Raw genomic sequence first — 22,231 nt, 5'->3', positions numbered from 1 at the left:
TCCCTCTTATTCTTTTGTCAGGGGGCGAACGCGAACGCCGCTTTCGAGCGTCGCCAGGTGCGCCGCATCGCTGATACCAAAACCGATTTGAGTGACTGCCATCGCCGCAATGGCCGTGGCGGTTCGCAAGGTCTGTTCGGGGCTGTGCCCGCTGAGCAAACCGTGGACCATGCCCGCGAGCAACGAGTCGCCTGCCCCCACCGTGCTGGCTACGCTGACCTTGGGCGGCAATGCCTGCAAGGCCCCGGCGCGGCTGAACCAGTTCACACCGTCAGCACCGTGGGAAATAACCACGTGTTCAATACCCAGCGCCTGCAAACGAGTGGCCGCTTCGATCTGGGCCTCAAGGCTGCTGATATCGCTGCCCAAGGCATCACTGAGTTCTTCGGTATTGGGCTTGATCAACCAGGGCCCCGCTGCCAAGCCTTCTTTCAAGGCCTGGCCACTGGTGTCCAGAATCACGTTCAAACCAAGCGCCTTCAAGCGCAGCACCAGATCATGCAGCCACTGCGGGCTCACGCCCTGGGGCAAACTACCGGCCACCACCACTGCATCATGGCCGGGTGCAATTCGATCGAGTATGTCGAGCAAAGCTTGCTGCGCCTGCGGGCTGACCTGCGGCCCAAGCCCGTTCAGGTCGGTCACGCGGCCATCGTCTTCGGCGAGTTTGATATTGCTGCGGGTTTCACCGGGCACGCGGACAAACCCGTCGACAAAGCCACGGCGCTTGAACAACGCATCGAATGCTTGCGCATTGTCTTCGCCCAAAAAGCCGCTCACCGTCAGTGTGTGGCCCAGATCCGCCAGCACTTGCGCGACGTTGATGCCCTTGCCCGCGGCATGGGTCAGCATCATCGGGCTGCGATTGACCTCGCCCGGCGCCAGATGCCCCAGGCGCACGGTCAAGTCCAGTGCCGGGTTGAGGGTGATGGTCAGAATGCTGGCCATTAGAGCGCCTCCACCAATGCACGAACTTCATCCGGACTGCCAACGCTCAAGGCCTGGGCGGCCAGGGTTTTGAGGCGATCCATGCTCAACTCCCGCACCCGCGCCTTGACTTCAGGGATGCTGCGCGCCGAAACGCTCAGCTCATCCACGCCCAGACCAACCAGTACGGGCACCGCCAGCGGATCAGCGGCCAGTTCGCCGCACACGCCAACCCATTTGCCGTGGGCATGGGCGGCACGGACGGTGATGTCGATCAGTTGCAGCACCGCCGGATGCAGGCCGTCTGCCTGAGCCGACAGGGTCGGGTGACCACGGTCGATGGCCAGGGTGTACTGGGTCAGGTCGTTAGTGCCGACGCTGAAAAAATCCACTTCCTTGGCCAGCACAGGTGCCAGCAAGGCGGCGGACGGCACTTCGATCATGATCCCCAGTTGCAAATCGGCCACCGGAATTTCCAGCCGCAGACGCTCGGTCATGTCGCGAGCAGCCCGCCATTCGGCCACGCTGCCCACCATCGGAAACATGATGCGCAGCGGGCGGTTGTCTGCCGAGCGCAGCAAAGCGCGCAACTGGCTTTCCATGACGTGCGGACGTTGCAGGGTAAGACGAATACCGCGAACACCCAGAAACGGGTTTTCTTCTTTCTCGATCGGCCAGTACGGCAGCGGCTTGTCGCCACCCACGTCCAAAGTACGAACCACCAGGGGCCGTCCGTCCAGGCCATCCAGTACGCGGCGGTACTCAGCTTCCTGAGTGGCCTCGTCCGGCGCCTGGGAGTGGGCCATGAAAATCAGCTCGGTGCGCAACAGGCCAATGCCCTCGGCGCCCTGCTCCACGGCACTGGCGACGCCTTTGCTTTCGCCGATATTGGCAAACACTTCAACCGGGCGGCCATCCTGGGTCACGGCCAGTTCGTGGCGCTGAGCAAAAGCGGCCAGCAAGCGCTGTTCGCGGCTGTCGCGTTCCTGGGTGGCACGCTGCAAGGCGTCGGCATCCGGTGAAACGTGCAGGCGACCGCGCTGGCCATCGATTAACAGCTGAGTGCCCGGCGCCAGTAACAACACGGCTTCGCCTGCCCCCACCAGCGCCGGAATACCCAGTGCACGAGCGACAATGGCGCTGTGCGCAGTCGCGCCACCGCGGGCGGTCAAAATACCCGCTACCCGTGCCGGATCAAGACGCGCCACGTCCGACGGGCCCACTTCATCCATCACCAGCACATAGGGCTGGTCAGGTTCGGCCGGGGTTTGCACGCCACACAACTGAGCCAGGACGCGGCGACCGATATCCCGCAGATCGGCCGCCCGCTCAGCCAGCAGTGCATCCTGCAAGGACTCTTGCTGGTGTGCAGCGGCTTCGATCACGGACATCCAGGCCGCTTCGGCACTTTCGCCCTGCTTGAGGCGCGAATCGACTTCGTCAGTCAGTTCCGGGTCGTCGAGCATTTCTTGGTGAGTGATGAAAATTTCGCTAATGGCCTTGGACTGACTGCGCGAAATCAGGCCTTCAATGTCCTGACGCACTTCGTTCAAGGCTTTTTTCAGGCGCTCGCGCTCAACCGCTGACGACTCGCCACGCAGCGGGTAGTCGAAGGTTTGCAACACTTGGATATGGGCCGGGCCAATGGCAATGCCGGGCGAGGCGGCGATGGCCTGCACCACGCTACCGGCAACCGGAGCGGTGATCAGCGTGGCAATTTCGGCCACGCTCGGGGCTGCTTCGACCAGGATCGGCAGCGGCTCGACTTCTTCGCCCAGACCGCCTTCGACAGCCGCCAACAGCGCGGGCAATGCGTCATTGGCAATGCTCGGCTCGGCAACAAATTCCAGCACCTGGCCGCGACGGGCACCGAGGCTGAGCAACTTGCTCAGGCTCTTGGCTGAAACTGCCGAGTCCTGCCCGTCAACGATCCTGACGCGGATTTCACCTTCAAAGCTTTTCGCCAGTTGCGCGAGAACCTTGGCCGGGCGCGCATGCAAACCGTGGGCGTTGGCCAAGGTAATACGGGCGCTCGGCCAGTCAGCCGGCGACTCTGCGCCCAGCACTTCGAGCACCGCACGACGGCTGGTGGCCCGGCCCAATTCGTGACCGCGACCGGCAATCAGCAACGCGCACAGGCGCTCCAGCAATGCCTGATGGGCTTCGCCCAGGCTTGCCAGGCAAAACAGACCGCTCAGCGGCTGGCCCAGGTAGCGCATCGGTTTGTCCGGCGTTACAAACGCCAGCCCCGGACGCTTGACCGTCTGCTCGCTGTGCAGCCACCACAGGCCATCGCCCAGGGGTAGCGCATCAACTTGTTGCAGTACGGCGGCAAAGCCATTGCTCACGCAATCGGCCTGGCGCAACAGGCGTGCGCCGCGCCATACCAGCTCTTCGAAGTCATCCGCGGACACACCCAGGCCAATCATCTGGGCATCCAGCGCCAGTTCCTGGGGAGCGCCCTGGAGCAATTTGAGCAAGGCTTCGGCAGAGCTCGCGCGACGCAGGGCTTCGCCCAGATCGGTCTCGCCCAGGGCCCGGGTCAACAGTTGCAGCAAGCGCAGGTGCTCGTCGGACTTGGCCGCAATGCCAATCGCCAGGTACACCATTTGCCCATCGCCCCAATCCACACCCTCGGGGAACTGCAATAAACGCACCCCCGTGGTGAACACCAGGTCGCGGGTTTCAGGCGTGCCATGGGGGATGGCGATACCCTGGCCCAAAAAGGTCGAACCTTGAGACTCACGCGCTTGCAAGCCGCTCAGATAACCTTCAGCCACCAAGCCATCGGCAACCAGTTTATCGGCGAGTAATTGCAACGCCGCAGACTTGTCCACAGCCGTCTGGCCCATGGAAATCTGCTCTATGGTGAGCTCGAGCATGCGTTCTCCTTTCCGGCGCTCTATGGCACCCGGTATTGTTTTGAATTAAGTCAGCTTAGGTCGCTGATCACGGGCTGTGTCTGCGGATGTGTGGCAAGCACATCGCTACCGGGATAAGCACCTTTAAATACGTCTGCTGAAACGTTTAATCAAGAATACCCGGCACGTTACTGCATAATTGCTCGCGCTTGAAGTCCAACTTGTCGTATTGATGAGTGCTCGCCGCGGATGTTGCAAAAAAGGCAGGACGCAAAGGGCAGACGATGGTCGGCTGCCTTTATCGGTTAGGATTGGCCAAAATGTCGACATGTACTACAAAAAATAAGGAATTTTCGGCGTGAAGCTCAGTGATATCGCTCAATTGGCAGGTGTTTCCGTAACCACGGCCAGCTATGTCATCAATGGAAAAGCCGAGCAGCAGCGCATCAGCAGCAGCACGGTCGAGCGCGTACGCGCTGTGGTCGAGGAACACGGCTTTACCCCCAACCCGCAAGCGGCCGGACTGCGTAGCCGGCACACGCGCACCTTGGGGTTTATCCTCCCGGACCTTGAAAACCCGAGTTATGCCCGCCTGGCCAAGCAACTCGAACAAGGCGCCCGTGCCCGGGGCTATCAGTTGCTGATCGCCAGCTCCGACGATGCCCCGGAAAGTGAGCGCCAGTTGCTCAAGCTGTTTCGTGCCCGCCGTTGCGACGCCCTGTTCGTGGCCAGTTGCTTGCCCGAAGAAGATGACAGCTACCGCCAGTTGCAAGACCTGGGCATGCCGATCATTGCCATTGACCGGACGATGGAGCCGGAGCGTTTTTGTTCGGTTATCAGTGATGACTGCGAAGCCAGCCTGCAATTGACCCGCAGCCTGTTGCAGCCATTGCCCCGGCAGATTGTATTGATCGGCGCCCGTCCTGAACTGAGCGTCAGTCAGGCCCGTGAGGCCGGGTTCAAGCAGGCTGTCGAAGGGTTTGAAGGCGAAGTCCTGATTGAACACGGCGCGGCCTTCAGCCGCGAATGTGGACGCCGGATCATCGATGAATTGCTGGCGCGTCAGGGGCACTTCCCGGATGCGCTGATCACGACCTCATACGTGCTGTTGCAGGGGATGTTCGACGCATTGCTGGAGCACCCGACCCAGCGCCCGCCCTTGCGCCTGGCCACCTTTGGCGACACACAGTTGCTGGACTTCCTGCCGCTGCCCGTCAATGCCATGGGCCAGCAACACAAACTGATCGCCGAAACAGCCCTGAACCTGGCGCTGGCAGCCATTGAAGAGCAGAACTACGTGCCCGGTATTCATGCGATCGCACGTAATTTCAAACAGCGCATCCATCAGGCCTGAGCATGCAGTTGATCGATACCCACACCCACCTCGACTTCCCGGACTTTGACGCTGACCGCCCGCAGTTACTGGCGCGCAGTCGAGCGTTGGGTGTTGAAAAAATGGTGGTGCTGGGGGTCTATCAGAGCAATTGGCAGCGATTGTGGGATCTGGTGCAAACCGACAGCCAGCTGTATGCCGCCTTTGGCTTGCACCCGGTGTACCTCAACGATCATCGTCCTGAGCAGGTGATTGAGCTCGAACAATGGCTGAGCCGCCTGGCAGGGCATCCGCAGTTATGTGCGGTGGGGGAAATTGGCCTGGACTACTTTCTTCCCGAACTCGACCGTGACGGCCAGCAAACGCTGTTTGAAGCGCAGCTGCAATTGGCCGCCGACTTTCAACTGCCCGCCCTGCTCCACGTCAGGCGCAGCCATGCTCAGGTGATTGCGACACTGAAGCGCTTGCGGCTAAAGCGCGGCGGGATTGTTCATGCATTTGCAGGCAGTCGCGAAGAAGCCCGCGAATATATCAAGCTGGAATTCAAACTGGGTCTGGGTGGAGCGGCCACCTGGCCGCAGGCCTTGCGCCTGCGAAAAGTGATCGCCGATTTGCCGCTGGACGCCCTGGTGCTGGAAACCGACGCCCCCGACATGGCGCCTGCCATGCACCCCAACCAGCGCAACAGCCCGGAGTACCTGCCCGATATTTGCCAGGCACTGGCCGAGGTGATGGGCATCAGCCCGGAGCGTTTAGCAGAGGCCACTACGGCTAATGCCTGTGAAGTCTTTGGCTGGAAGCACTGAGCGCAAGCCTGTGTACTTTCTTGTGGGAGCGGGCTTGCTCGCGATTCAGACAACTCGGTGGGTCAGGGATACCCCGTCGATGCCATCGCGAGCAAGCCCGCTCCCACTGCGATGAAATGCGGCTCTACAGCAGCAACGCCCACACCGCAAAACACGCATACCAAAGCACCGCCGCGCGCAGCAACAAGGCCCAGAGGGTGTCGAGGCTGCCCACACCTTCAGGTCCGGCCTGTGGCGCGGGGATTTCGGCAGCGGCACAGCCAGCCTTGTTGATCAGTTGCGCGGCGCTGATGTCCCAACTCAGCAGCTCATGCAGCATCACTCGACTGACCGCGGCGAAGTTGCCTACCAGCGCAAAACTCGCGGCCAGCAGCCGCACCGGCAACCAGTCAAAGGCATGCCGCAACTGCCCGGCACGTTCGACCAGTGCCGGATTCTGGCTGTGCTCTGCCGCCAGGGCCAGCAAGCGATAGCTCAAGACCACCACAGGCCCCTGCAGGAAATACCAGAAAATCACCGCAAAAAAGCTCTGGTAGGCCTGCCACAACAAATGCCCCTGCACCTTCTCCAGCAATTGCTCGCCGCTGTCGGCACTGACGCCCAGATCACGCTCGGCAACATGGGCAGCCGCCTGCAAGTCGCCACGCCGCCAGGCGTCGCGAAACGGCCCGAGCCCGCCCAGCAGATCGCCGCGCCCCAGGCTGTAAATCACCACCAGCAGGTGGATCGGCAGCGCCAACAGGCCATAAGCCACAGGGTGCAGCACCACCAGGAGCAGGCCCAATACGGCTGCAGGCAATGCAATCAGGATGAACAACACCCACCAGGGTTTATTGCCAAGGCTGGGGCTGGCTTCAAGCTTGTGCAACTCGCGCAGCCAGCCACCGTCACATTGCAGGCGCTGACGCAAACCCGAGAACTTCTCGACCAGAATCGCCAGCAGTAACACCACAAAACTCATTGTTTCTCTCCTGTGTGCTGCAACGCGCTGCGAAAGCGCATCCAATCAAAAGCCGGCCCCGGATCCGTCTTGCGCCCCGGTGCAACGTCGCTATGACCACATATCCTGCGGGGGGTGATATCGGGAAAAGCCGCCTGCAATTGCCGGCTCAAGGCTGTCAACGCCTGATACTGCGCCTCCGTGAAGGGCAGCTCATCGGTGCCCTCAAGTTCAATGCCCAGGGAAAAGTCATTGCAGGTCTCTCGCCCTTCAAAGCTCGAAACCCCCGCATGCCATGCTCGATCAAGGCAGGAGACAAACTGGGTCACAGTGCCATCTCGCTCGATCAGGAAATGCGCACTCACTTTCAAGTCCGCAATGCCTTCAAAGTAAGGATGCTCTGTGACGTCCAGTCGATTCTGGAAGAATTCCTGAACCTTGCCGGTGGCGAACTGCCCGGGGGGCAAGCTGATGTTGTGGATAACCAGCAGGGAGATTTCGTCACTAGGGCGCGCATTGAAGTTGGGGGACGGACAATGGCGCACACCTTGAAACCAGCCGCTCGCGGGGTCCAATTGCATACAGGCTCCTTCAACAGGCAAAACGAAAGGCCCAGTATGCCGCGATGAGCGCGCCGATGGGGAGCAATCTGCGTACTACCCGTCTACTCCGGGCTGGACTGACGCAGACTGTCTATTACCGACTCCAGCGCCCGGTCAATCAATAAGCGGTCGTCGAGCGGAAAAACAGTCCCGTTGCGCAGCTGGACGATCAGATCGGTGCGGTTTCTTTCCAGCACCTTGGCCCCGATGCGATTGACAAAAATATGCGTGCCGCCGGGCTCCAGGATCGTAATCAGCTTGCAACGCAGGGAGGTGTTGTCGTCATCCTGGAGTTCAATCCAGGTGCCGATACGCAACTGGCTGACCAGCAACAGCCCAAGGTGGCCCTGCTCATCAAGAACGGGCAAGGGCACTGTCTGCGGCTCGGGTTCAAACGTGGGGCAACTGCGAGCCTGCGCCGCATCACGGGTGCGCTGCTCAAGCAACTCACTGCGGCTGTATTCGCCGCGGGTAAACATCAAAAAGTCATGCAGCAACGATTCAAGCAGCGCCGGGTTATTGCCCGCATACCGCACCAGTTGCAGAACCACGTGCTCGATTTTGCGATACAGCAGATCGTTGCAGTCATCGGCACTCTCGCCACAGCCAATGGCGGCGCCAGCGATCACATTGAGCAAGCGACGGGCCGGGTGGCTGTCACAACTGAAAAAGTTCTGATCGCTCTGGGCGATCTGCAGCACCGGTTCGCGCAACAGTCCCAGCAGCTTTCTCAACGCAGGTGACAGGTTCCGGTCATCGCGGATGTAATCGAATAACAGCCCTACCAGGTAGCTCGCATTTTCACCGGTATCGGGTAATTCCTGCGCAAGGGCACCGGCTTTCACTGCGCAGCACGAGGTCTTTTCCGATAGATCGGGTAACACACCCGTGGCGATCAACAACTGGTTTGCATCGGCGTACAGATGCTCGGTCCTGCTGAGCAGGTACTTCTCGAACAGGCGCAGCATGATGAGCTTGACCTTGATGTCCACGCCCTGATCCCGCTCGGCCTGCAAAAAGTACTCGCACAGCCGGGCCGGGCCCAGGGGGTTGTTCTGCTCATCCAGGGGGATGCAACTCAGGGTATTGAGACGAGTGCTCAACTGGCACAGGGCCAACTGGTTGCGGTTCAGTACCCGCGTCACCATTGCACTGGTCACTTGAGCCCGCTCAAGGTCATTGGCCATCAGTGAGAACGCAGCCTGGGCCGGGGCGCCAGCCTGTAGCGTGGGCTCGCTGACATCGGGCTGGGTCAGACTGACAAAGGCATCAAACAGGTGCTCAAGAAAGCCGCGCTCAATGTGTTTGCGCTTGAGCCGCACATCGCGCATGGCTTCAAAAAACAGGCTCTGCTCGGTATCGCTTTGAGCCTTGTCGGCCATTTCAAACAAGGTTTCATCGGCATTGTCGAACAGCGCCTGCAATTCGATCCTGAGCTGCTGAGCGGCTTTGTCATGAACCTGCAGCAGGATCACAGGCAGGCGGGCAAGTGGCGAATGCATCGCCAACTCAGTGGCGGTCCTGTGCACAGGCCCCACTTTCCCGTCATTTTGCATCCTGGCCTCCCTGAAGGGTCTCTTCGCTTGCCAGTGAACGCTCGTGGTCAGAGCCATTTTTAACGCTCACAAACAGAAGCCGGCAGTGGCGTATGCACTGGCCGGTGTATCGAAATTAAGGCAATGGCTGTACGTCAAACCTATGGCGCCAATCCAAAGGCGGATTATCTTGCAAAAGAAGGCGCTTGTACCAGTGGACTCTTCATTTGAATGACCAAGGGTGAGTATTAATGTTCAAAGTGCCGAAAGAAGCACATTGCAGGCATTTGCTTGTGACTCTGCGCACACCTTGGGTTCGCCAGCGGCATGGCCCTATAATCGGCGCACTTTGTTTGTGGAGCTCGTTATGCCGAATTTACGCCTGGCCGACCTCACTGCCGAAATCGAAGCCAACGTGCGTCGTGCGTTAGCCGAAGACATTGGCAGCGGCGATATCACTGCACGGCTGATCCCGGCCGAACGCTTGGCCAAAGCCACGATTATCACCCGTGAAACAGCGGTCATCAGCGGTACCGCCTGGGTCGACACTGTCTTTCGCCAGCTTGACCCCCGAGTTGCCGTGCATTGGCAAGTCGCCGATGGCGAGCGTGTGAGCCCCAACCAAGTGCTGTTCCACCTTGAAGGCCCTGCCCGCTCACTGCTCAGTGGTGAACGCAGTGCACTGAACTTTCTGCAATTGCTGTCGGGCGTGGCTACCCACGCGCAATACCTGGCCGATCAAGTGGCCGACACCCAGGTCAAGTTGCTGGACACACGAAAAACCCTGCCGGGCCTGCGTCTGGCGCAAAAATACGCAGTGACCTGCGGCGGTTGCCACAATCACCGTATCGGTCTGTACGACGCTTTTTTGATCAAGGAAAACCATATCGCTGCTTGCGGCGGCATTGCCCAGGCCATCAGCGCTGCGCACAAAATCGCACCGGGCAAGCCGGTAGAGATAGAAGTCGAAAGCCTGGAGGAACTCAAGGAGGCTCTGGCAGCAGGCGCTGACATCATCATGCTCGACGAATTGAGCATGGACGATATGCGTGAAGCGGTGCGTCTGAACGCGGGTAAAGCCAAACTGGAAGCCAGCGGCGGCATCAACGAGACAACCTTGCGCCCGATTGCCGAAACTGGCGTGGACTACATCTCGATTGGTGCCATGACCAAGGATGTCAAAGCAGTGGATTTGTCGATGCGCTTGAGCCTCTGAACAGCCCTGCTTCCACAGGTTGTTGCTGGTTGATCAAGACAGCGCAAAGCCCTGGCACTTCAGCTCATGCGCCAGTAGCCATTGCTTGGCCGCCAGCCCACCGGCGAAACCGGTCAGTGTTCCGTTGCTGCCAATCACGCGATGGCACGGGATGATGATCGGAATCGGATTACGCCCATTCGCGGCCCCCACCGCCCGAGACGCCTTGGGCCGATCGATTTGCTGCGATAGCTGCCCGTAACTGGTGGTCACCGCGTAGGGAATAGTGGTCAGCGCTTGCCATACCGACTGCTGGAACTCAGTGCCCAGGGGCTTGAGCAGCAAGTCGAATGTCAGGCGCTCACCCGCAAAGTACTCTTCCAATTGACGTAGGACTTCAGCGAGTTTGCCGGGCGAATGCACCCAACCGTCCAACGGCGTATGCGGCCGGCGCTCCAGTTCGAAACGCACTTCTCGCAGCCCTTCATCATCGGCGACCAAAAACAGCGGGCCAATGGGTGATGGCATTTGTTCGTAGTACACAGTTTTCATGTTCATACCTTTCGTGCAGACGCCGAGTCGGTGGCTGCGCGCCATAAATACATCACTGAATAGGCCCGCCATGGGCGCCAGCTTTCGGCCAGTGCCTGCAACGCCCTGGTACTTAACGCACTGCCGCCGGGGTTGGCTTCGCGGCGCAGAATCAAGTCTGCAGCGGGAAACGCATCGGGGTGTTTGAGCACGCGCATGGCGATGTAGTGGGCGGTCCATTCACCAATGCCGGGCAGTTGCACCCAGCGGCTGATAAAGCGCTCTAACGATTGCTCCACCGCAAAATCGACGCGGCCATCGATAAGCGCACCCGCAATCCCCTTGATCGTATTGATACGTGCCTGGGTAATGCCCAGTTGCCCAAGGTCGGCATCTACCAATTGCTGCGGTCCCGGAAACAGACGATCCAGGCCAGAACCGGCACCCGCTTCAATGGCAATTCCGTAGCGCTGCACGATACGACTGGCAAGGGTTCGCGCAGCGGCCACACTGACTTGCTGCCCCAGCACGGCCCGTACGGCCACTTCAAATCCGTCCCAGCCACCGGGCAATCGCAGGCCCGGATACCGTTCGATAACCGGCGCCAGCAGCGGGCTGAGGCTTAACGTGCGGGCGATGGCGAGAGGGTCGGCATCCAGGTCGAACATCCGTCGAATCCGGGTGACCACGCCCAGCATCTGGCTTGGCGCCACGTTGTGCAGTTCCAGTTGCAGCGCATGCTGCTCCCCCGGCCATGGGCTGATCCGCAGCCAGCCTGGCGCATCCGCCGTGCCAAAAACCCGCTGGTAACTGCGCCCGTCGACTCGCTCAATACCGGGCAAGGCCCGACTCTGTAAAAAACCCAGCAGGGCTGTGAAGTCATAAGGCGGGCGATAACCCAGTCGCAGTACCAGGGCCTTGTCCGCACGAGCCTTTGGGCTGCGCCTGAAGGCCCTGGGCTCGGCATGATTGGCCTCGGCAAAGGCCGCATTGAAACGGCGCAGACTGCCAAAGCCGGAAGCCATGGCCACTTCGGTGATCGACAGGTCGGTTTCGGTCAACAATTGCTTGGCAAATAACAGGCGCTGAGTGGAATGCACCGCCATCGGTGGCGCCCCCAAGTGCTGAACAAACAAGCGACGTAATTGCCTGCTCCCCATGTTCATGCGTTCCGCCAGCGCCTCCAGCGAATGATCCGCCAGATAACCTTCATTAATGAGCTTGAGCGCTCGCGCCACCAGATGCTCCCCCTGCAACCAAAGCTGATTGCCCGGCGCCAGCTCCGGCCGACAGCGCAGGCAAGGGCGAAAGCCCTGAGCTTGAGCCGCTGCGGCGCTGGGGTAATACACCACATTTTGCGCTTTGGGGGCTCGTGCCGGGCACACGGGGCGGCAGTAGATCCGGGTACTGAGCACCGCCGTAAAAAACACCCCGTCAAAACGCGCATCGCGGCTCAAGCGAGCGATTTCGCAGGCGGCGATACTGGGCGTGGACAGGCAGTTATCTGAGTTCATAAGCCGCACAATAGCACCGCAACTTTACCGGTTCTCGCCATTTTCGGACGTCAATGTGGGCCGTTGGTCAAACCGGTCTTGGTCCGCGATTGCACAGCACAATGCCCGCCAAACTGACCGGGCTACACCTGCGGTGCCCGTTAAATGGGCACCGCAGGAAAGCTCACACAACGCGTTTTACTGACAGGCACCGCTGGCCAGGCAGGTGCCGTTTTGTGTCCAGGTCAGAGTTGCGCCCGAACCGCTCAACGTCGGGACCAGCACGCTGACCCAACCACCGGCGGCCTGAGTGCCGGCCATGGTAATCACGCCATCTATCACCGTCATGCCCGCCGCCAGGTTGTCAGTGGCTTCGGCCGGGGCAGGAATCCCGTTGGTGCCTGCATCGCAAACCGCCAGGTCATTGCTCTGACTGAAGCACAGGGCAACGGCTGTCTTGTAGGTGTTGCCGATTGCGTTCACCTCGGCAAAACGGGTCTTCATGACGTGGTCGTTGTAAGCCGGAAATGCAAACGAAGCGATCAGGCCAATAATCGCAACAACGATCATCAGTTCGATCAGGGTGAAGCCTTTTTGTTGTTTCACGCGGAGTCTCCGAAGAAGTGGCGCCAATCAGCGCCGTAGCAATGCTGTGCAGCCAGAAAAGTGCGCACAGGCTATCAAGGTTAGTGGGCCGATGCTCCACAACTGCATCACTGACACCTTTGGACACGCTCAAGGGGTCGGGCCCAGGCTCAGCGCATCTAGTCTTTGGACTCACAACACAGCAGGACGCTCAGCGTTCCAGGGATGGATGCATGGCAACACAGGCCATAAAGAACAAGCGCTACCAATGGGAGGGCTCTGACCTGAAGGGGTCTGTGATCAGCGGTCAAATCACGGCCGACAGCCACGCCATGATCCGGGCCCGTCTCAGTCGCCAAGGTATTACCGTTAGTAAAATCCGGCGCCATGCAAACAGGGAGTCTCCTTCAGGAAAATCCATTACAACACTGGATATCACTCTGTTCACGCGCCAACTGGCCACCCTGATCAGCGCTGGCATCCCGCTGCTTCAGGCACTGGACGTGATTGCCAAGGGGTTTGAACAACGGGCAATGCGCCAGCAGGTCATCGAGCTTAAGCAGGACATCGGCGCAGGGACCAGCCTGACGGCTGCGCTGCGCAAAAAGCCGGCCTGTTTTGACCCTCTGTTCTGCAGCCTGGTTGAAGCAGGCGAGCAAGCCGGGGCCCTGGACGTGCTACTGCGTCGCGTCGCCACCCACAAGGAAAAAACAGAAGCGCTGAAAAAGAAACTCAAGAAAGCCATGACCTATCCTGTCGCGGTACTGCTGGTGGCGTTGGCGGTGTGCAGCATTTTGTTGATTGAAGTGGTCCCGCAATTTCAGGGGGTGTTCCACTCATTCGACGCACAACTTCCCGTGTTCACCTTGTGGGTGATCGCCCTCTCGCAAACGCTGCAAGTCTACGGTCTGTGGTTGCTGGGCATTCTAGGCGTTACCCTTGCGGGCTTGCGGCATCGCTACAAAAACTCTATTGCATTGCGCCAGCGCGTTGATGTATGGCTGTTAAAACTGCCCGTCATGGGCAACTTGCTGCATTTGACGGCAATGGCCCGGTTTTCCCGCACGCTGTCGACCACCCTGACTGCCGGTGTGCCACTGCTTGAAGCGCTGAATTCGGTTGCCAGCGCCACTGGCAACAGCCAGTACAAAGAGGCCGTACTGCGCCTCAGGCAACAGGTGGCGACAGGCAGCCAGATCCATGTGGCCATGAGCGCAGCCGGAGTCTTTCCGGGCATGGCTGTGCAGATGACCGCCATTGGCGAAGAATCCGGCACACTGGACAACATGCTTGACCACGTAGCCGCCTATTATGAAGGCGAAGTCGACACCCTGGTCGATAACCTGACAACGTTGATGGAGCCGGTAATCATGGTGGTACTTGGAGTCATGGTTGGCGGGCTGGTCATCGCCATGTACCTGCCTATTTTCAACCTGGGTCGAGTGATCTGAGCATGATGGATTTTTTGACCACTGAACCCGACGCGTTCATCGCCTGCACCCTGATCCTGGGGTTGCTGGTGGGCAGTTTTATCAATGTGCTGGTGTGGCGTTTGCCAAAGATGCTTGCACAGGACTGGCAGTCCCAGGCCCGCGAACTGCTGGATCTGCCAGCGCCCGCCGAGGGCCCTGTGTATAACTTGATGTTGCCCCGCTCCCATTGCCCCGCATGCCAGCATTCACTGCGGGCCTGGGAGAACATTCCGCTGCTGAGCTACCTGGTGTTGCGGGGTAAGTGCTCGAGCTGCAAAACGGCTATCAGCCTGCGCTATCCATTGACTGAGCTGTGTTGCGCGATCCTGTCGGCGTTTGTTGCCTGGCATTACGGTTTTGACGTGCAAGCGGGTTGCATGCTCCTGCTAACGTGGGGGCTGCTCGCCATTTGCCTGATTGATCTCGACCATCAGATCGTACCCGACTCTCTGGTGCTTCCCCTGCTCTGGCTGGGGTTGTTGCTCAACAGTTTTTCCACGTTCACGACTCTGGAGCAGGCCGTATGGGGCGCGGCATTGGGCTACGCAAGCCTGTGGTCGGTGTTCTGGGTATTCAAGCTGATCACAGGCAAGGAAGGCATGGGCTATGGCGACTTCAAGTTGCTGGCCATGCTTGGCGCCTGGGGCGGGTTTACGGTTCTGCCCTTGACCATCCTGTTGTCCTCGCTACTGGGGGCGCTGGTGGGGTTGAGTCTTTTGGCCCTGCGCCGGGCCAATACCTCGACCCCCATCCCCTTTGCGCCGTATCTGGCAATTGCTGGCTGGATTGCATTGCTCTGGGGTGGTCAAATAACCGGCTTCTATTGGCAGATTTCGGTTTGACACGATGACTCCACCTTCCAAACCCTGGATTCTCGGGCTGACCGGCGGTATCGGTAGCGGCAAAAGTGCCGCCGCCGAACATTTTGCCGCGCTGGGCGTACACGTGGTGGACGCCGATCATGCTGCACGCTGGGTTGTCGAGCCGGGGCGCCCGGCGCTGGCCACAATCGCAGAGCATTTTGGCGATGAGGTGCTGCAAGCCGATGGGCAGCTCAATCGAGGCGCGCTACGCAACCTCATCTTTTCCGACCCTGAGCAACGCCGCTGGCTTGAGGCGCTGCTACACCCACTGATTCGTGAAGAGATCGCGAACAACCTGGCCCAGGCACAATCGCCCTACGCCATTTTGGTCTCGCCGCTGCTCATCGAGTCAGGGCAATACACCACAACCCAGCGCGTGCTGGTGATCGATGCGCCCCAAGCCGTGCAGATACAACGCACGTTATTGCGCGACAACACCACCGAGCAGCAGGTGCAGGCCATTCTCAAGGCTCAGGCCAGTCGCGAAGATCGCCTTCGCCACGCTGACGATGTGCTGGTCAATGACAACGATCTGAAGGCGTTGCAGACTGAGGTCGAACGCCTGCATAACTTTTATCTAACTTTGCGTGGAGGCCAACCATGACCAAACCTATGACCATAGACTGCCCGACGTGTGGCACAGCCGTGCAATGGGATACCACCAACGCTTTCCGCCCCTTTTGCTCGGACCGCTGCAAGCTGATTGACCTGGGTGCCTGGGCATCCGAAGAACACAAGATTCCGGTGAGCCCGGATGCTGAAGATGATCTGTTCTCAGAGGACCTGAGCGAACGCCTGCACTAAAAACGTGGGAGCGGGCTTGCTCGCGATTCAGGCAACTCGGCCTGTCAGGTAAACCTCAGCGATACCATCGCGGGCAAAACCGGCTCCCACAGGGCAAGGCAATTATTCGGGGCCATCATCCTTGCCCGGCGCCGCCAGGTAGCGGGTACGGTTGAAGGTCTCAAGCCATTCAGGGCAGAACACCACCAGTGCCGTGACCAGCATCCCGTTGATAAACGCCTCGGGAAAGATGATCAGCCACAGATAGCCGACAAAGTCCTCCAGCCAGAACGGCATGACGAACAACCCGTCCATCCACAACACCCCCAGCACCGCCCCTACGCACAGCAACGCCGCCAATGCTGCGGCAAAAAAACCCGAGCAGAAGATATAGACGAAGGGATTACGCGGCTGCGCCCGCTCGACAATGCGCGCACAACCTTCGGTCACGGCGATTGGCAACAGAATCAGCAACACGCCATTGACGCCCATGGCGGCCAGATCCTGACGCCCCAACAACACCAGCCCGGCTTGCGCCAGAAGCGCACCGACCACCGCCAGCGGCCAGTCGAGCAGCAACGTGACCACCGTCAAGCCAATAAAGTGATACGACACCCCGACTTCGAAGTCGCGCCGTACCAGCCACAGCAAAAAAAGCCCGAATACCGTGCCAAACAACAGGTGCTGGCGACGCGTGTCGCTAAACAGCTCAACCCAGGGCGCGCGCCAGATGGCCCACAGTACAACGGGAACATAGATCAGCCAGCCGATCACCATCGTTGGCGTGGATAACACCTGGGTACTTATCATCTGCCTTGCCCTGCCTGTTCAAAACACACCGCTCAACCCTCCCTGTTGAATGCGCCTGAGTCTACACCCGGACTTTCAGTAACACCTGTTTCAAGGCTAAGCTGCGTTCATGGACGACTCAGACTATCTACGCTTGCTCACCATCCAGGCCGAGCAAGCCAATGCCTTTTTATCCAATGCCCGCAAATGGGAGCGTGAGCGTTGGGTTTGCCAGCGCCTGCTGCAAGGGTTGAACATTCCCTATCACAACGAAGACTTCATCCAGGCGAGCCAGGAGCCCCCGGACGTGCTGTTTGGTGATGCGCGCTTTGAAGTGTTCTTTGTGCTCGATGAAGGCCGGCGCCTGAACGATGAATGGCGCGAAGAGCTCCAGCGTCGCCGCAGCGCTTACTCCCTGAGCCAGCTGGTACGTCGCGAAGCGCGACCCAAGCGGATTCCGGCGAGCAAGCTGTTGCAGCGCCTGGGCCCTACCCTGCACAAAAAAGCCAACAACTACCAAGAGCGCGATATCGACCTGGGCCAGCTGGACATCATTGCGTTTTCCAGCCTCAAGCGCGAAGTCCTGGACCTCAACAGCCACTTCCCGCCTCCGACTGAATATTTGCGCCAGGGCTGGCGGTCGCTGTCACTGGTAGGGCCGACCTTTGCCCGCGTACTGTTTGCACAACCGGATGCGCCGGACTTTCTACGCAACAACCTGGGGCGCAGCATTATTTTCGATGTCGGTATCAGCCTGTGAGCCCTCTGCAGGAGCTGATTGCTGACGTCCCGCAAACCGGTCGAGTGCGCTGGATCGGGGTGCGTCCCGAGTCACGCGCCGACATGCTTGAGCTGGACGCCGTAGAAGCCCGTCGCGAAGCCGGACTGACTGGCGATCATGCCCGGCCCGGCGCCCGTAATGCCCGACAAGTGACGCTGATTCAGTGGGAGCACATCGCCGTCATCAACTCCCTGCTGGGGCGATCCGGGGAGCATCCGGTCCTGGCCCAGGATTTACGACGCAATCTGGTGATCAGCGGAATCAACCTGTTCAGCCTCAAAGGCCGACGTTTCAAGATTGGCCAGGCCATTTTTGAAACCACTGGCTGGTGCCAGCCGTGTGCGCGACTGGAGCAGCGCCTGGGTCGGGGCACGTTCCAGGCAGTACGTGGCCACGGAGGAATCACGGCCCGGGTGATTGAAAGCGGGATCATTCGTCTGGAGGACGAACTGCGGGTCGAGCCATTGGGACCTGACGGCTATGCTTCTTTTCATCCCGGTTGATCAATGCTGTAGCTTTTACACTTCCTGCAACGTCTATTTGACGAGGCCAAAAAAATGCCCAGCCGCCTGAACCCAGATGATCTGAAGCATGTCGAAGAGTACCTGCAACTGCCACAACATCAGGTTGAGCGCCGGCCTTTCAGGCCCTGGCTGCTCCTTGCAATCGTGGTGATAGTGGTGATCGGCATGGGCCTTTTGAGCCGCCTCCTGAGTTACCTGGCGCTATGAGCTGCGTTGCGCTCGCCCGGGTAGGTTCAGGCACAGAATTCTTTTCAAGCCTTGTGAGTGATACCCATGACCCATCGTATTGTTATCGTCGGCGGCGGCGCCGGCGGCCTGGAGTTGGCGACCCGCCTGGGCAAGACTCTGGGCAAGCGCGGCAAGGCCAGCGTCACGCTGGTCGATGCCAACCTGACCCACATCTGGAAACCGCTGTTGCATGAAGTCGCTGCCGGTTCACTGAACTCATCTGAAGACGAACTCAACTACGTCGCTCAAGCCAAATGGAATCACTTCCAATTTCAGCTGGGCCGTATGAGCGGGCTGGATCGTGAGCTGAAAAAGATCTCATTGTCGGCAACCCTCGACGAAAACGGTCAGGAGCTGGTGCCTGCTCGCGACCTGAGTTACGACACGCTGGTGATTGCAGTTGGCAGCACTACCAATGATTTCGGCACCAAGGGTGCGGCCGAACATTGTCTGTTCCTGGACACCCGCAAGCAGGCCGAGCGCTTTCATCAGCAATTGCTCAATCACTACCTGCGCGCTCACGCCGGGCAAGGTGATGTACTCGAGCAGATCAGCGTCGCCATTGTCGGCGCGGGCGCGACCGGGGTTGAACTGGCTGCCGAATTGCACAATGCCGCACACGAACTGGCGGCTTATGGCCTGGATCGCATCAAGCCTGAAAACATGCATATCACCCTGATCGAAGCCGGCCCACGGGTATTGCCCGCACTGCCGGATCGTATTGGCGGGCCTGTGCATAAAACCCTGGAAAAACTCGGCGTGACCGTCCTGACCAACTCTGCGGTGAGCGAAGTCACCGCCGAAAGCCTGATTACCAAGGACGGCCAGGTGATTCCTGCAAGCCTCAAGGTATGGGCTGCCGGGATTCGTGCACCGGGCTTTTTGCAGGAAATCGCAGGCCTGGAAACCAACCGCATCAATCAACTGGTGGTGCGCCCTACCCTGCAAACCACCCGCGATGACAATATTTTTGCCTTTGGTGATTGCGCGGCCTGCCCGCAGCCGGGCACCGACAAAATGGTTCCGCCTCGCGCCCAGGCGGCTCACCAGCAAGCCTCGCTGCTGGCCAAGTCGCTGAAACTGCGGATTGAAGGCACCTCGCAACTGCCGGATTACAAGTACCGCGATTATGGCTCGTTGATTTCACTGTCGAGTTTTTCGGCTGTGGGTAACTTGATGGGCAGCCTGATGGGTACTGTCATGCTGGAAGGCTGGTTGGCGCGGATGTTTTATATCTCGCTGTATCGCATGCACCAAATGGCGCTTTACGGCACCTTCCGGACCTTGATGCTGATGCTGGGCAGCAGGATCGGACGCGGCACCGAGCCGCGCCTGAAATTGCACTGACAAACACTCTAAACCCTGTGGGAGCCGGGCTTGCCCGCGATGGCGCCGGTACTTTAGACGCCTGAATCGCGAGCAAGCCCGCTCCCACACAGGTTGATGGTGTGGCTTTAATCAGCGCCCTGCGTGGTTTCCTGCCTCGGCTTCACGGCCTTTAAAGCCGTGGGGCTGATGCTCTTCGAAGAATTTAATATCCCGTACAAAGTCGGCCAGCAACAGTTTGGCCATGTCGATCGACATCCCCTGCTTCACCAGAATCCGCTGCACAACCACGTTTTCTACATTGGCAGGCAAGCTGTACGCGGGCACCAGCCAGCCACGTATGCGCAGGCGATCCGCCAGGTCATACAGGGAGTAGGTGGTTTTCGCCCCCGGCTTCAAACGCCAGGTCAGCGCCGGAATCCCCAGTTGCGGATCACCGTTGAAGAGCATCTCGAACGGCCCGATCTTGACCAGCTCTCGCGCCAGAAACTGCGCCGTTTCGTAGCACGCCGAATGAATACGCTCATACCCCTCACGCCCCAGGCGCAAGAAGTTGTAGTACTGGGCAATGATCTGCCCGGCTGGACGCGAAAAGTTCAGGGCGAAAGTCGGCATGTCGCCGCCCAGGTAGTTCACGTGGAAGATCAGGCCTTCAGGCAACTCCTTGGCATCGCGCCAAACCACCCAGCCCGCGCCTATCGGTGCCAGGCCGAACTTGTGGCCGGAGGTGCTGATGGATTTGACCCGCGGCACACGGAAGTCCCACAGAATATCCGGCGCGCAGAACGGCGCCAGCATGGCGCCACTTGCACCATCGACGTGAAGATCGACACTCAGGCCGGTGCTTTTTTCCAGATCGTCCAGGGCATCGGACAGCGGTTTTACGGTTTCATACAGACCGGTAAACGTTTGCCCGAAGGTCGGCACCACCACGATGGTGTTTTCATCGACCCGCTCCAGCATGTCCTCTGGCGTCATGAACCAATGCCCTTCCGACATCGGCACTTCACGAATTTCTATGTCCCAGTAACGGGCAAATTTGTGCCAACAGACTTGCACCGGACCGCACACCATATTCGGCGTGGACGCAGGCTTGCCAGCCGCTTTGCGCACCGCACGCCAGCGCCACAACGCAGCCAGGCCACTGAGCATGCAGGCCTCACTGGAACCCACGGTGGAAGTACCGAGGGTGGTGGCCGCCGCCGGGGAATGCCATAGGTCCGCCAGCATATGGATGCAACGATTTTCCAGCTCCGCCGATTGCGGGTACTCGTCCTTGTCGATCATGTTCTTGTCGATCGACAGATCCATCAGCTTGTGGACTTCATCCTCTTCCCATGTCTGGCAGAAGGTGGCGAGGTTCTGGCGGGCGTTGCCATCCAGGTACAGCTCATCGTGGACTAACTGATAAACCTCTCGTGGCGACTGCTCCGCCTCCGGGAAGCCCTTGGTCGCAGCGGCGTGAGCCAGTTCTGAAGAACCAAAAACGGGATCGGTGCCCGAGTTGTGCTTGATGCGGTGCAGCGCCATGAGAACTCTCCTTGAGTAATGAACGTTAACCGGGCCAGTCATATTCACTCTGACTCAGCCTTCGCCAAGGCAGCATAGACAAGCATTTTGAGTCTGCTGTCCGATTTCCGACCACCGTGAGTTTTCCGATCTATAGTTTCGTTTCTTGAAAGTTCTCACGGAGCGAGCACGATGAAGCAAAGACCCACGACCGCAGACAGCACGGTAAAACAGGCGCTGGAGCAGGCATTGCAACGGTATTCAGGTAATCAGCACGGCAAGAATGCCAGCTACATTCCTTACTTGGCCTCAGTGCCCTCCCACCTGTTCGGCATCAGCATCATGTTCTGTGATGGCACCCATGCCGAGGTAGGCGACACGGATTACGCCTTCGCCATCGAGTCGATTTCCAAGGTATTTACCCTCGCCCATGTGCTCGATCAGGTCGGGCCTCAGGCCTTGCGCAGCAAGATCGGCTGCGACCCGACCGGCGAGCCATTCAACTCGGTGGTTGCCCTGGAACTGCATAAGGGCCGACCGCTCAACCCCTTTGTGAACGCAGGCGCGATGGCCACAGTCAGCCTGATTGAGGCCGATTCTGCGCAAACTCGCTGGGCTCAGATACAGGCGACCTACAACGCTTTTGCCGGACGCGAACTGACAGTAAACGACGAGGTTTACCAATCCGAAGCCAGCAGCAACCAGCACAATCGCGGCATTGCCTGGCTGCTGCAAAGCTACGGGTATATGTACGCCGACCCCATGCAAGTGTGCGACGTATACACCCGCCAATGCTCGGTAGCGATTACCTGTCATGACCTGGTGACCATGGGCGCGAGCCTGGCCAACGGCGGCGTCAACCCGATAACTGGCAAACAGGTAGTGGCAGCCAAACACGTGGCACCCATCCTCTCCGAGATGACCTTGAATGGTCTGTATGACACCACTGGCGACTGGTATTACAAGGTCGGTCTACCGGGTAAAAGCGGGGTCGGTGGCGGGATTCTCGCGGTGGTTCCTGGCGTATGCGCCATCGCAGCCTTTGCTCCGCCACTGGATGTGGCAGGCAATAGCGTTCGCGGCCAGCTGGCCGCCGAATACCTCAGCCGCACGCTCAACCTGAGCTTGCTGCACTAATCACGCAAAAT

22 protein-coding genes are annotated in these 22,231 nt (G+C 59.4%); 12 read left to right on the top strand and 10 right to left on the bottom strand.

What is annotated here, in order from left to right:
- Window positions 1-6: 6 nt before the first annotated feature.
- On the bottom strand, window positions 7-948 hold the full coding sequence (pfkB, locus tag V6P94_RS07125) for a 1-phosphofructokinase (protein ID WP_338649164.1): 942 nt from the start codon (window positions 946-948) through the stop codon (window positions 7-9).
- Window positions 948-3,809: a phosphoenolpyruvate--protein phosphotransferase gene (gene ptsP / locus V6P94_RS07120; protein WP_338649163.1), complete on the bottom strand. Its 2,862-nt coding sequence runs from the start codon at window positions 3,807-3,809 to the stop codon at window positions 948-950. Before ptsP ends, pfkB begins: the two co-directional genes overlap by 1 nt.
- Before the next feature lie 337 nt (window positions 3,810-4,146).
- Between ptsP and cra the strand changes: the two genes are divergently transcribed.
- Both cra and V6P94_RS07110 read left to right on the top strand, forming a co-directional pair.
- A complete protein-coding gene (cra, locus tag V6P94_RS07115; protein WP_326398508.1) occupies window positions 4,147-5,142 on the top strand; it encodes a catabolite repressor/activator in 996 nt (331 codons plus the stop codon).
- Between the two features lie 2 nt (window positions 5,143-5,144).
- Window positions 5,145-5,927 carry a TatD family hydrolase gene (locus V6P94_RS07110; protein WP_338649162.1) on the top strand — a complete coding sequence of 261 codons (783 nt, stop codon included), beginning with the start codon at window positions 5,145-5,147 and terminating at the stop codon, window positions 5,925-5,927.
- Between the two features lie 124 nt (window positions 5,928-6,051).
- Here the strand turns inward: V6P94_RS07110 and ampE are convergent, their stop codons facing one another.
- From ampE to V6P94_RS07095, 3 genes are all read right to left on the bottom strand, one after another.
- On the bottom strand, window positions 6,052-6,888 hold the full coding sequence (gene ampE, locus V6P94_RS07105; protein WP_338649161.1) for a regulatory signaling modulator protein AmpE: 837 nt from the start codon (window positions 6,886-6,888) through the stop codon (window positions 6,052-6,054).
- Complete coding sequence (gene ampD, locus V6P94_RS07100; protein ID WP_338649160.1) at window positions 6,885-7,448, bottom strand: 1,6-anhydro-N-acetylmuramyl-L-alanine amidase AmpD; 564 nt, start codon at window positions 7,446-7,448, stop codon at window positions 6,885-6,887. Before ampD ends, ampE begins: the two co-directional genes overlap by 4 nt.
- An 83-nt stretch (window positions 7,449-7,531) precedes the next feature.
- Window positions 7,532-8,971 (bottom strand): DUF1631 family protein, encoded by a 1,440-nt coding sequence (locus V6P94_RS07095; RefSeq protein ID WP_405046738.1) that lies wholly within the window; start codon window positions 8,969-8,971, stop codon window positions 7,532-7,534.
- Between the two features lie 400 nt (window positions 8,972-9,371).
- Here V6P94_RS07095 and nadC point away from each other — a divergent pair, with 400 nt between their 5' ends.
- A complete protein-coding gene (gene nadC / locus V6P94_RS07090) occupies window positions 9,372-10,220 on the top strand; it encodes a carboxylating nicotinate-nucleotide diphosphorylase (protein ID WP_133078565.1) in 849 nt (282 codons plus the stop codon).
- 33 nt (window positions 10,221-10,253) lie between these two features.
- Here nadC and V6P94_RS07085 read toward each other — a convergent pair whose 3' ends face one another.
- The 3 genes from V6P94_RS07085 to V6P94_RS07075 all read right to left on the bottom strand — a co-directional run bounded on the left by V6P94_RS07085 (window position 10,254) and on the right by V6P94_RS07075 (window position 12,829).
- The gene (locus tag V6P94_RS07085) at window positions 10,254-10,751 is read right to left on the bottom strand and encodes a methylated-DNA--[protein]-cysteine S-methyltransferase (RefSeq protein ID WP_338649158.1); all 498 of its coding nucleotides are present in this window, start codon (window positions 10,749-10,751) and stop codon (window positions 10,254-10,256) included.
- Window positions 10,752-10,753: 2 nt separating this feature from the next.
- A complete protein-coding gene (locus tag V6P94_RS07080) occupies window positions 10,754-12,244 on the bottom strand; it encodes an AlkA N-terminal domain-containing protein (RefSeq protein WP_338649157.1) in 1,491 nt (496 codons plus the stop codon).
- Between the two features lie 177 nt (window positions 12,245-12,421).
- On the bottom strand, window positions 12,422-12,829 hold the full coding sequence (locus tag V6P94_RS07075; protein WP_133078568.1) for a prepilin-type N-terminal cleavage/methylation domain-containing protein: 408 nt from the start codon (window positions 12,827-12,829) through the stop codon (window positions 12,422-12,424).
- 212 nt (window positions 12,830-13,041) lie between these two features.
- On the opposite strand from V6P94_RS07075, the gene V6P94_RS07070 reads away from it, so the two are divergent.
- Genes V6P94_RS07070 through yacG form a run of 4 tightly spaced genes read left to right on the top strand, consistent with a single transcriptional unit; the run spans window position 13,042 to window position 15,947 of the window.
- On the top strand, window positions 13,042-14,259 hold the full coding sequence (locus V6P94_RS07070; protein WP_338649155.1) for a type II secretion system F family protein: 1,218 nt from the start codon (window positions 13,042-13,044) through the stop codon (window positions 14,257-14,259).
- Between the two features lie 2 nt (window positions 14,260-14,261).
- Entirely contained in the window at window positions 14,262-15,122 is an 861-nt protein-coding gene (locus V6P94_RS07065; protein WP_338649153.1) for an A24 family peptidase, read from the top strand.
- Between the two features lie 4 nt (window positions 15,123-15,126).
- Complete coding sequence (gene coaE / locus V6P94_RS07060; RefSeq protein WP_326398515.1) at window positions 15,127-15,747, top strand: dephospho-CoA kinase; 621 nt, start codon at window positions 15,127-15,129, stop codon at window positions 15,745-15,747.
- Window positions 15,744-15,947: a DNA gyrase inhibitor YacG gene (gene yacG / locus V6P94_RS07055; RefSeq protein ID WP_016779444.1), complete on the top strand. Its 204-nt coding sequence runs from the start codon at window positions 15,744-15,746 to the stop codon at window positions 15,945-15,947. Before coaE ends, yacG begins: the two co-directional genes overlap by 4 nt.
- Before the next feature lie 102 nt (window positions 15,948-16,049).
- On the opposite strand, the gene V6P94_RS07050 is transcribed toward yacG, so the two are convergent.
- The gene (locus tag V6P94_RS07050) at window positions 16,050-16,736 is read right to left on the bottom strand and encodes an energy-coupling factor ABC transporter permease (RefSeq protein ID WP_338649152.1); all 687 of its coding nucleotides are present in this window, start codon (window positions 16,734-16,736) and stop codon (window positions 16,050-16,052) included.
- Between the two features lie 109 nt (window positions 16,737-16,845).
- Between V6P94_RS07050 and V6P94_RS07045 the strand changes: the two genes are divergently transcribed.
- From V6P94_RS07045 to V6P94_RS07030, 4 genes are all read left to right on the top strand, one after another.
- Window positions 16,846-17,475: a DUF1780 domain-containing protein gene (locus V6P94_RS07045; protein WP_133078573.1), complete on the top strand. Its 630-nt coding sequence runs from the start codon at window positions 16,846-16,848 to the stop codon at window positions 17,473-17,475.
- Window positions 17,472-17,999: an MOSC domain-containing protein gene (locus tag V6P94_RS07040; protein WP_338649151.1), complete on the top strand. Its 528-nt coding sequence runs from the start codon at window positions 17,472-17,474 to the stop codon at window positions 17,997-17,999. Before V6P94_RS07045 ends, V6P94_RS07040 begins: the two co-directional genes overlap by 4 nt.
- 54 nt (window positions 18,000-18,053) lie before the next feature.
- The gene (locus V6P94_RS07035; RefSeq protein ID WP_338649150.1) at window positions 18,054-18,227 is read left to right on the top strand and encodes a DUF3094 family protein; all 174 of its coding nucleotides are present in this window, start codon (window positions 18,054-18,056) and stop codon (window positions 18,225-18,227) included.
- A gap of 66 nt (window positions 18,228-18,293) precedes the next feature.
- Window positions 18,294-19,595, top strand: a complete 1,302-nt coding sequence (locus tag V6P94_RS07030; RefSeq protein ID WP_133078576.1) for an NAD(P)/FAD-dependent oxidoreductase — start codon at window positions 18,294-18,296, stop codon at window positions 19,593-19,595.
- A 111-nt stretch (window positions 19,596-19,706) separates the two neighbouring features.
- On the opposite strand, the gene V6P94_RS07025 is transcribed toward V6P94_RS07030, so the two are convergent.
- The gene (locus V6P94_RS07025; RefSeq protein WP_133078577.1) at window positions 19,707-21,104 is read right to left on the bottom strand and encodes a glutamate decarboxylase; all 1,398 of its coding nucleotides are present in this window, start codon (window positions 21,102-21,104) and stop codon (window positions 19,707-19,709) included.
- Between the two features lie 171 nt (window positions 21,105-21,275).
- Between V6P94_RS07025 and glsA the strand changes: the two genes are divergently transcribed.
- Complete coding sequence (gene glsA / locus V6P94_RS07020) at window positions 21,276-22,220, top strand: glutaminase A (protein WP_133078578.1); 945 nt, start codon at window positions 21,276-21,278, stop codon at window positions 22,218-22,220.
- Window positions 22,221-22,231: the final 11 nt, after the last annotated feature.

The sequence above is a fragment of the Pseudomonas sp. ML2-2023-3 genome, from assembly GCF_037055275.1.
Classification (GTDB): domain Bacteria; phylum Pseudomonadota; class Gammaproteobacteria; order Pseudomonadales; family Pseudomonadaceae; genus Aquipseudomonas.
Note: the sequence above shows the minus strand (reverse complement) of the source record. Positions and strands in the feature narration are given on the sequence as shown.

Coding starts and splice junctions, on each gene's coding strand:
- coaE (WP_326398515.1), top strand. CDS start 15,127: ATGACTCCACCTTCCAAACCCTGGATTCTCGGGCTGACCGGCGGTATC.
- V6P94_RS07065 (WP_338649153.1), top strand. CDS start 14,262: ATGATGGATTTTTTGACCACTGAACCCGACGCGTTCATCGCCTGCACC.
- V6P94_RS07110 (WP_338649162.1), top strand. CDS start 5,145: ATGCAGTTGATCGATACCCACACCCACCTCGACTTCCCGGACTTTGAC.
- V6P94_RS07095 (WP_405046738.1), bottom strand. CDS start 8,971: ATGCATTCGCCACTTGCCCGCCTGCCTGTGATCCTGCTGCAGGTTCAT.
- glsA (WP_133078578.1), top strand. CDS start 21,276: ATGAAGCAAAGACCCACGACCGCAGACAGCACGGTAAAACAGGCGCTG.
- V6P94_RS07085 (WP_338649158.1), bottom strand. CDS start 10,751: ATGAAAACTGTGTACTACGAACAAATGCCATCACCCATTGGCCCGCTG.
- V6P94_RS07035 (WP_338649150.1), top strand. CDS start 18,054: ATGCCCAGCCGCCTGAACCCAGATGATCTGAAGCATGTCGAAGAGTAC.
- ampE (WP_338649161.1), bottom strand. CDS start 6,888: ATGAGTTTTGTGGTGTTACTGCTGGCGATTCTGGTCGAGAAGTTCTCG.
- V6P94_RS07025 (WP_133078577.1), bottom strand. CDS start 21,104: ATGGCGCTGCACCGCATCAAGCACAACTCGGGCACCGATCCCGTTTTT.
- pfkB (WP_338649164.1), bottom strand. CDS start 948: ATGGCCAGCATTCTGACCATCACCCTCAACCCGGCACTGGACTTGACC.
- V6P94_RS07045 (WP_133078573.1), top strand. CDS start 16,846: ATGGACGACTCAGACTATCTACGCTTGCTCACCATCCAGGCCGAGCAA.
- V6P94_RS07070 (WP_338649155.1), top strand. CDS start 13,042: ATGGCAACACAGGCCATAAAGAACAAGCGCTACCAATGGGAGGGCTCT.
- nadC (WP_133078565.1), top strand. CDS start 9,372: ATGCCGAATTTACGCCTGGCCGACCTCACTGCCGAAATCGAAGCCAAC.
- ptsP (WP_338649163.1), bottom strand. CDS start 3,809: ATGCTCGAGCTCACCATAGAGCAGATTTCCATGGGCCAGACGGCTGTG.
- V6P94_RS07080 (WP_338649157.1), bottom strand. CDS start 12,244: ATGAACTCAGATAACTGCCTGTCCACGCCCAGTATCGCCGCCTGCGAA.
- V6P94_RS07050 (WP_338649152.1), bottom strand. CDS start 16,736: ATGATAAGTACCCAGGTGTTATCCACGCCAACGATGGTGATCGGCTGG.
- ampD (WP_338649160.1), bottom strand. CDS start 7,448: ATGCAATTGGACCCCGCGAGCGGCTGGTTTCAAGGTGTGCGCCATTGT.
- V6P94_RS07030 (WP_133078576.1), top strand. CDS start 18,294: ATGACCCATCGTATTGTTATCGTCGGCGGCGGCGCCGGCGGCCTGGAG.
- yacG (WP_016779444.1), top strand. CDS start 15,744: ATGACCAAACCTATGACCATAGACTGCCCGACGTGTGGCACAGCCGTG.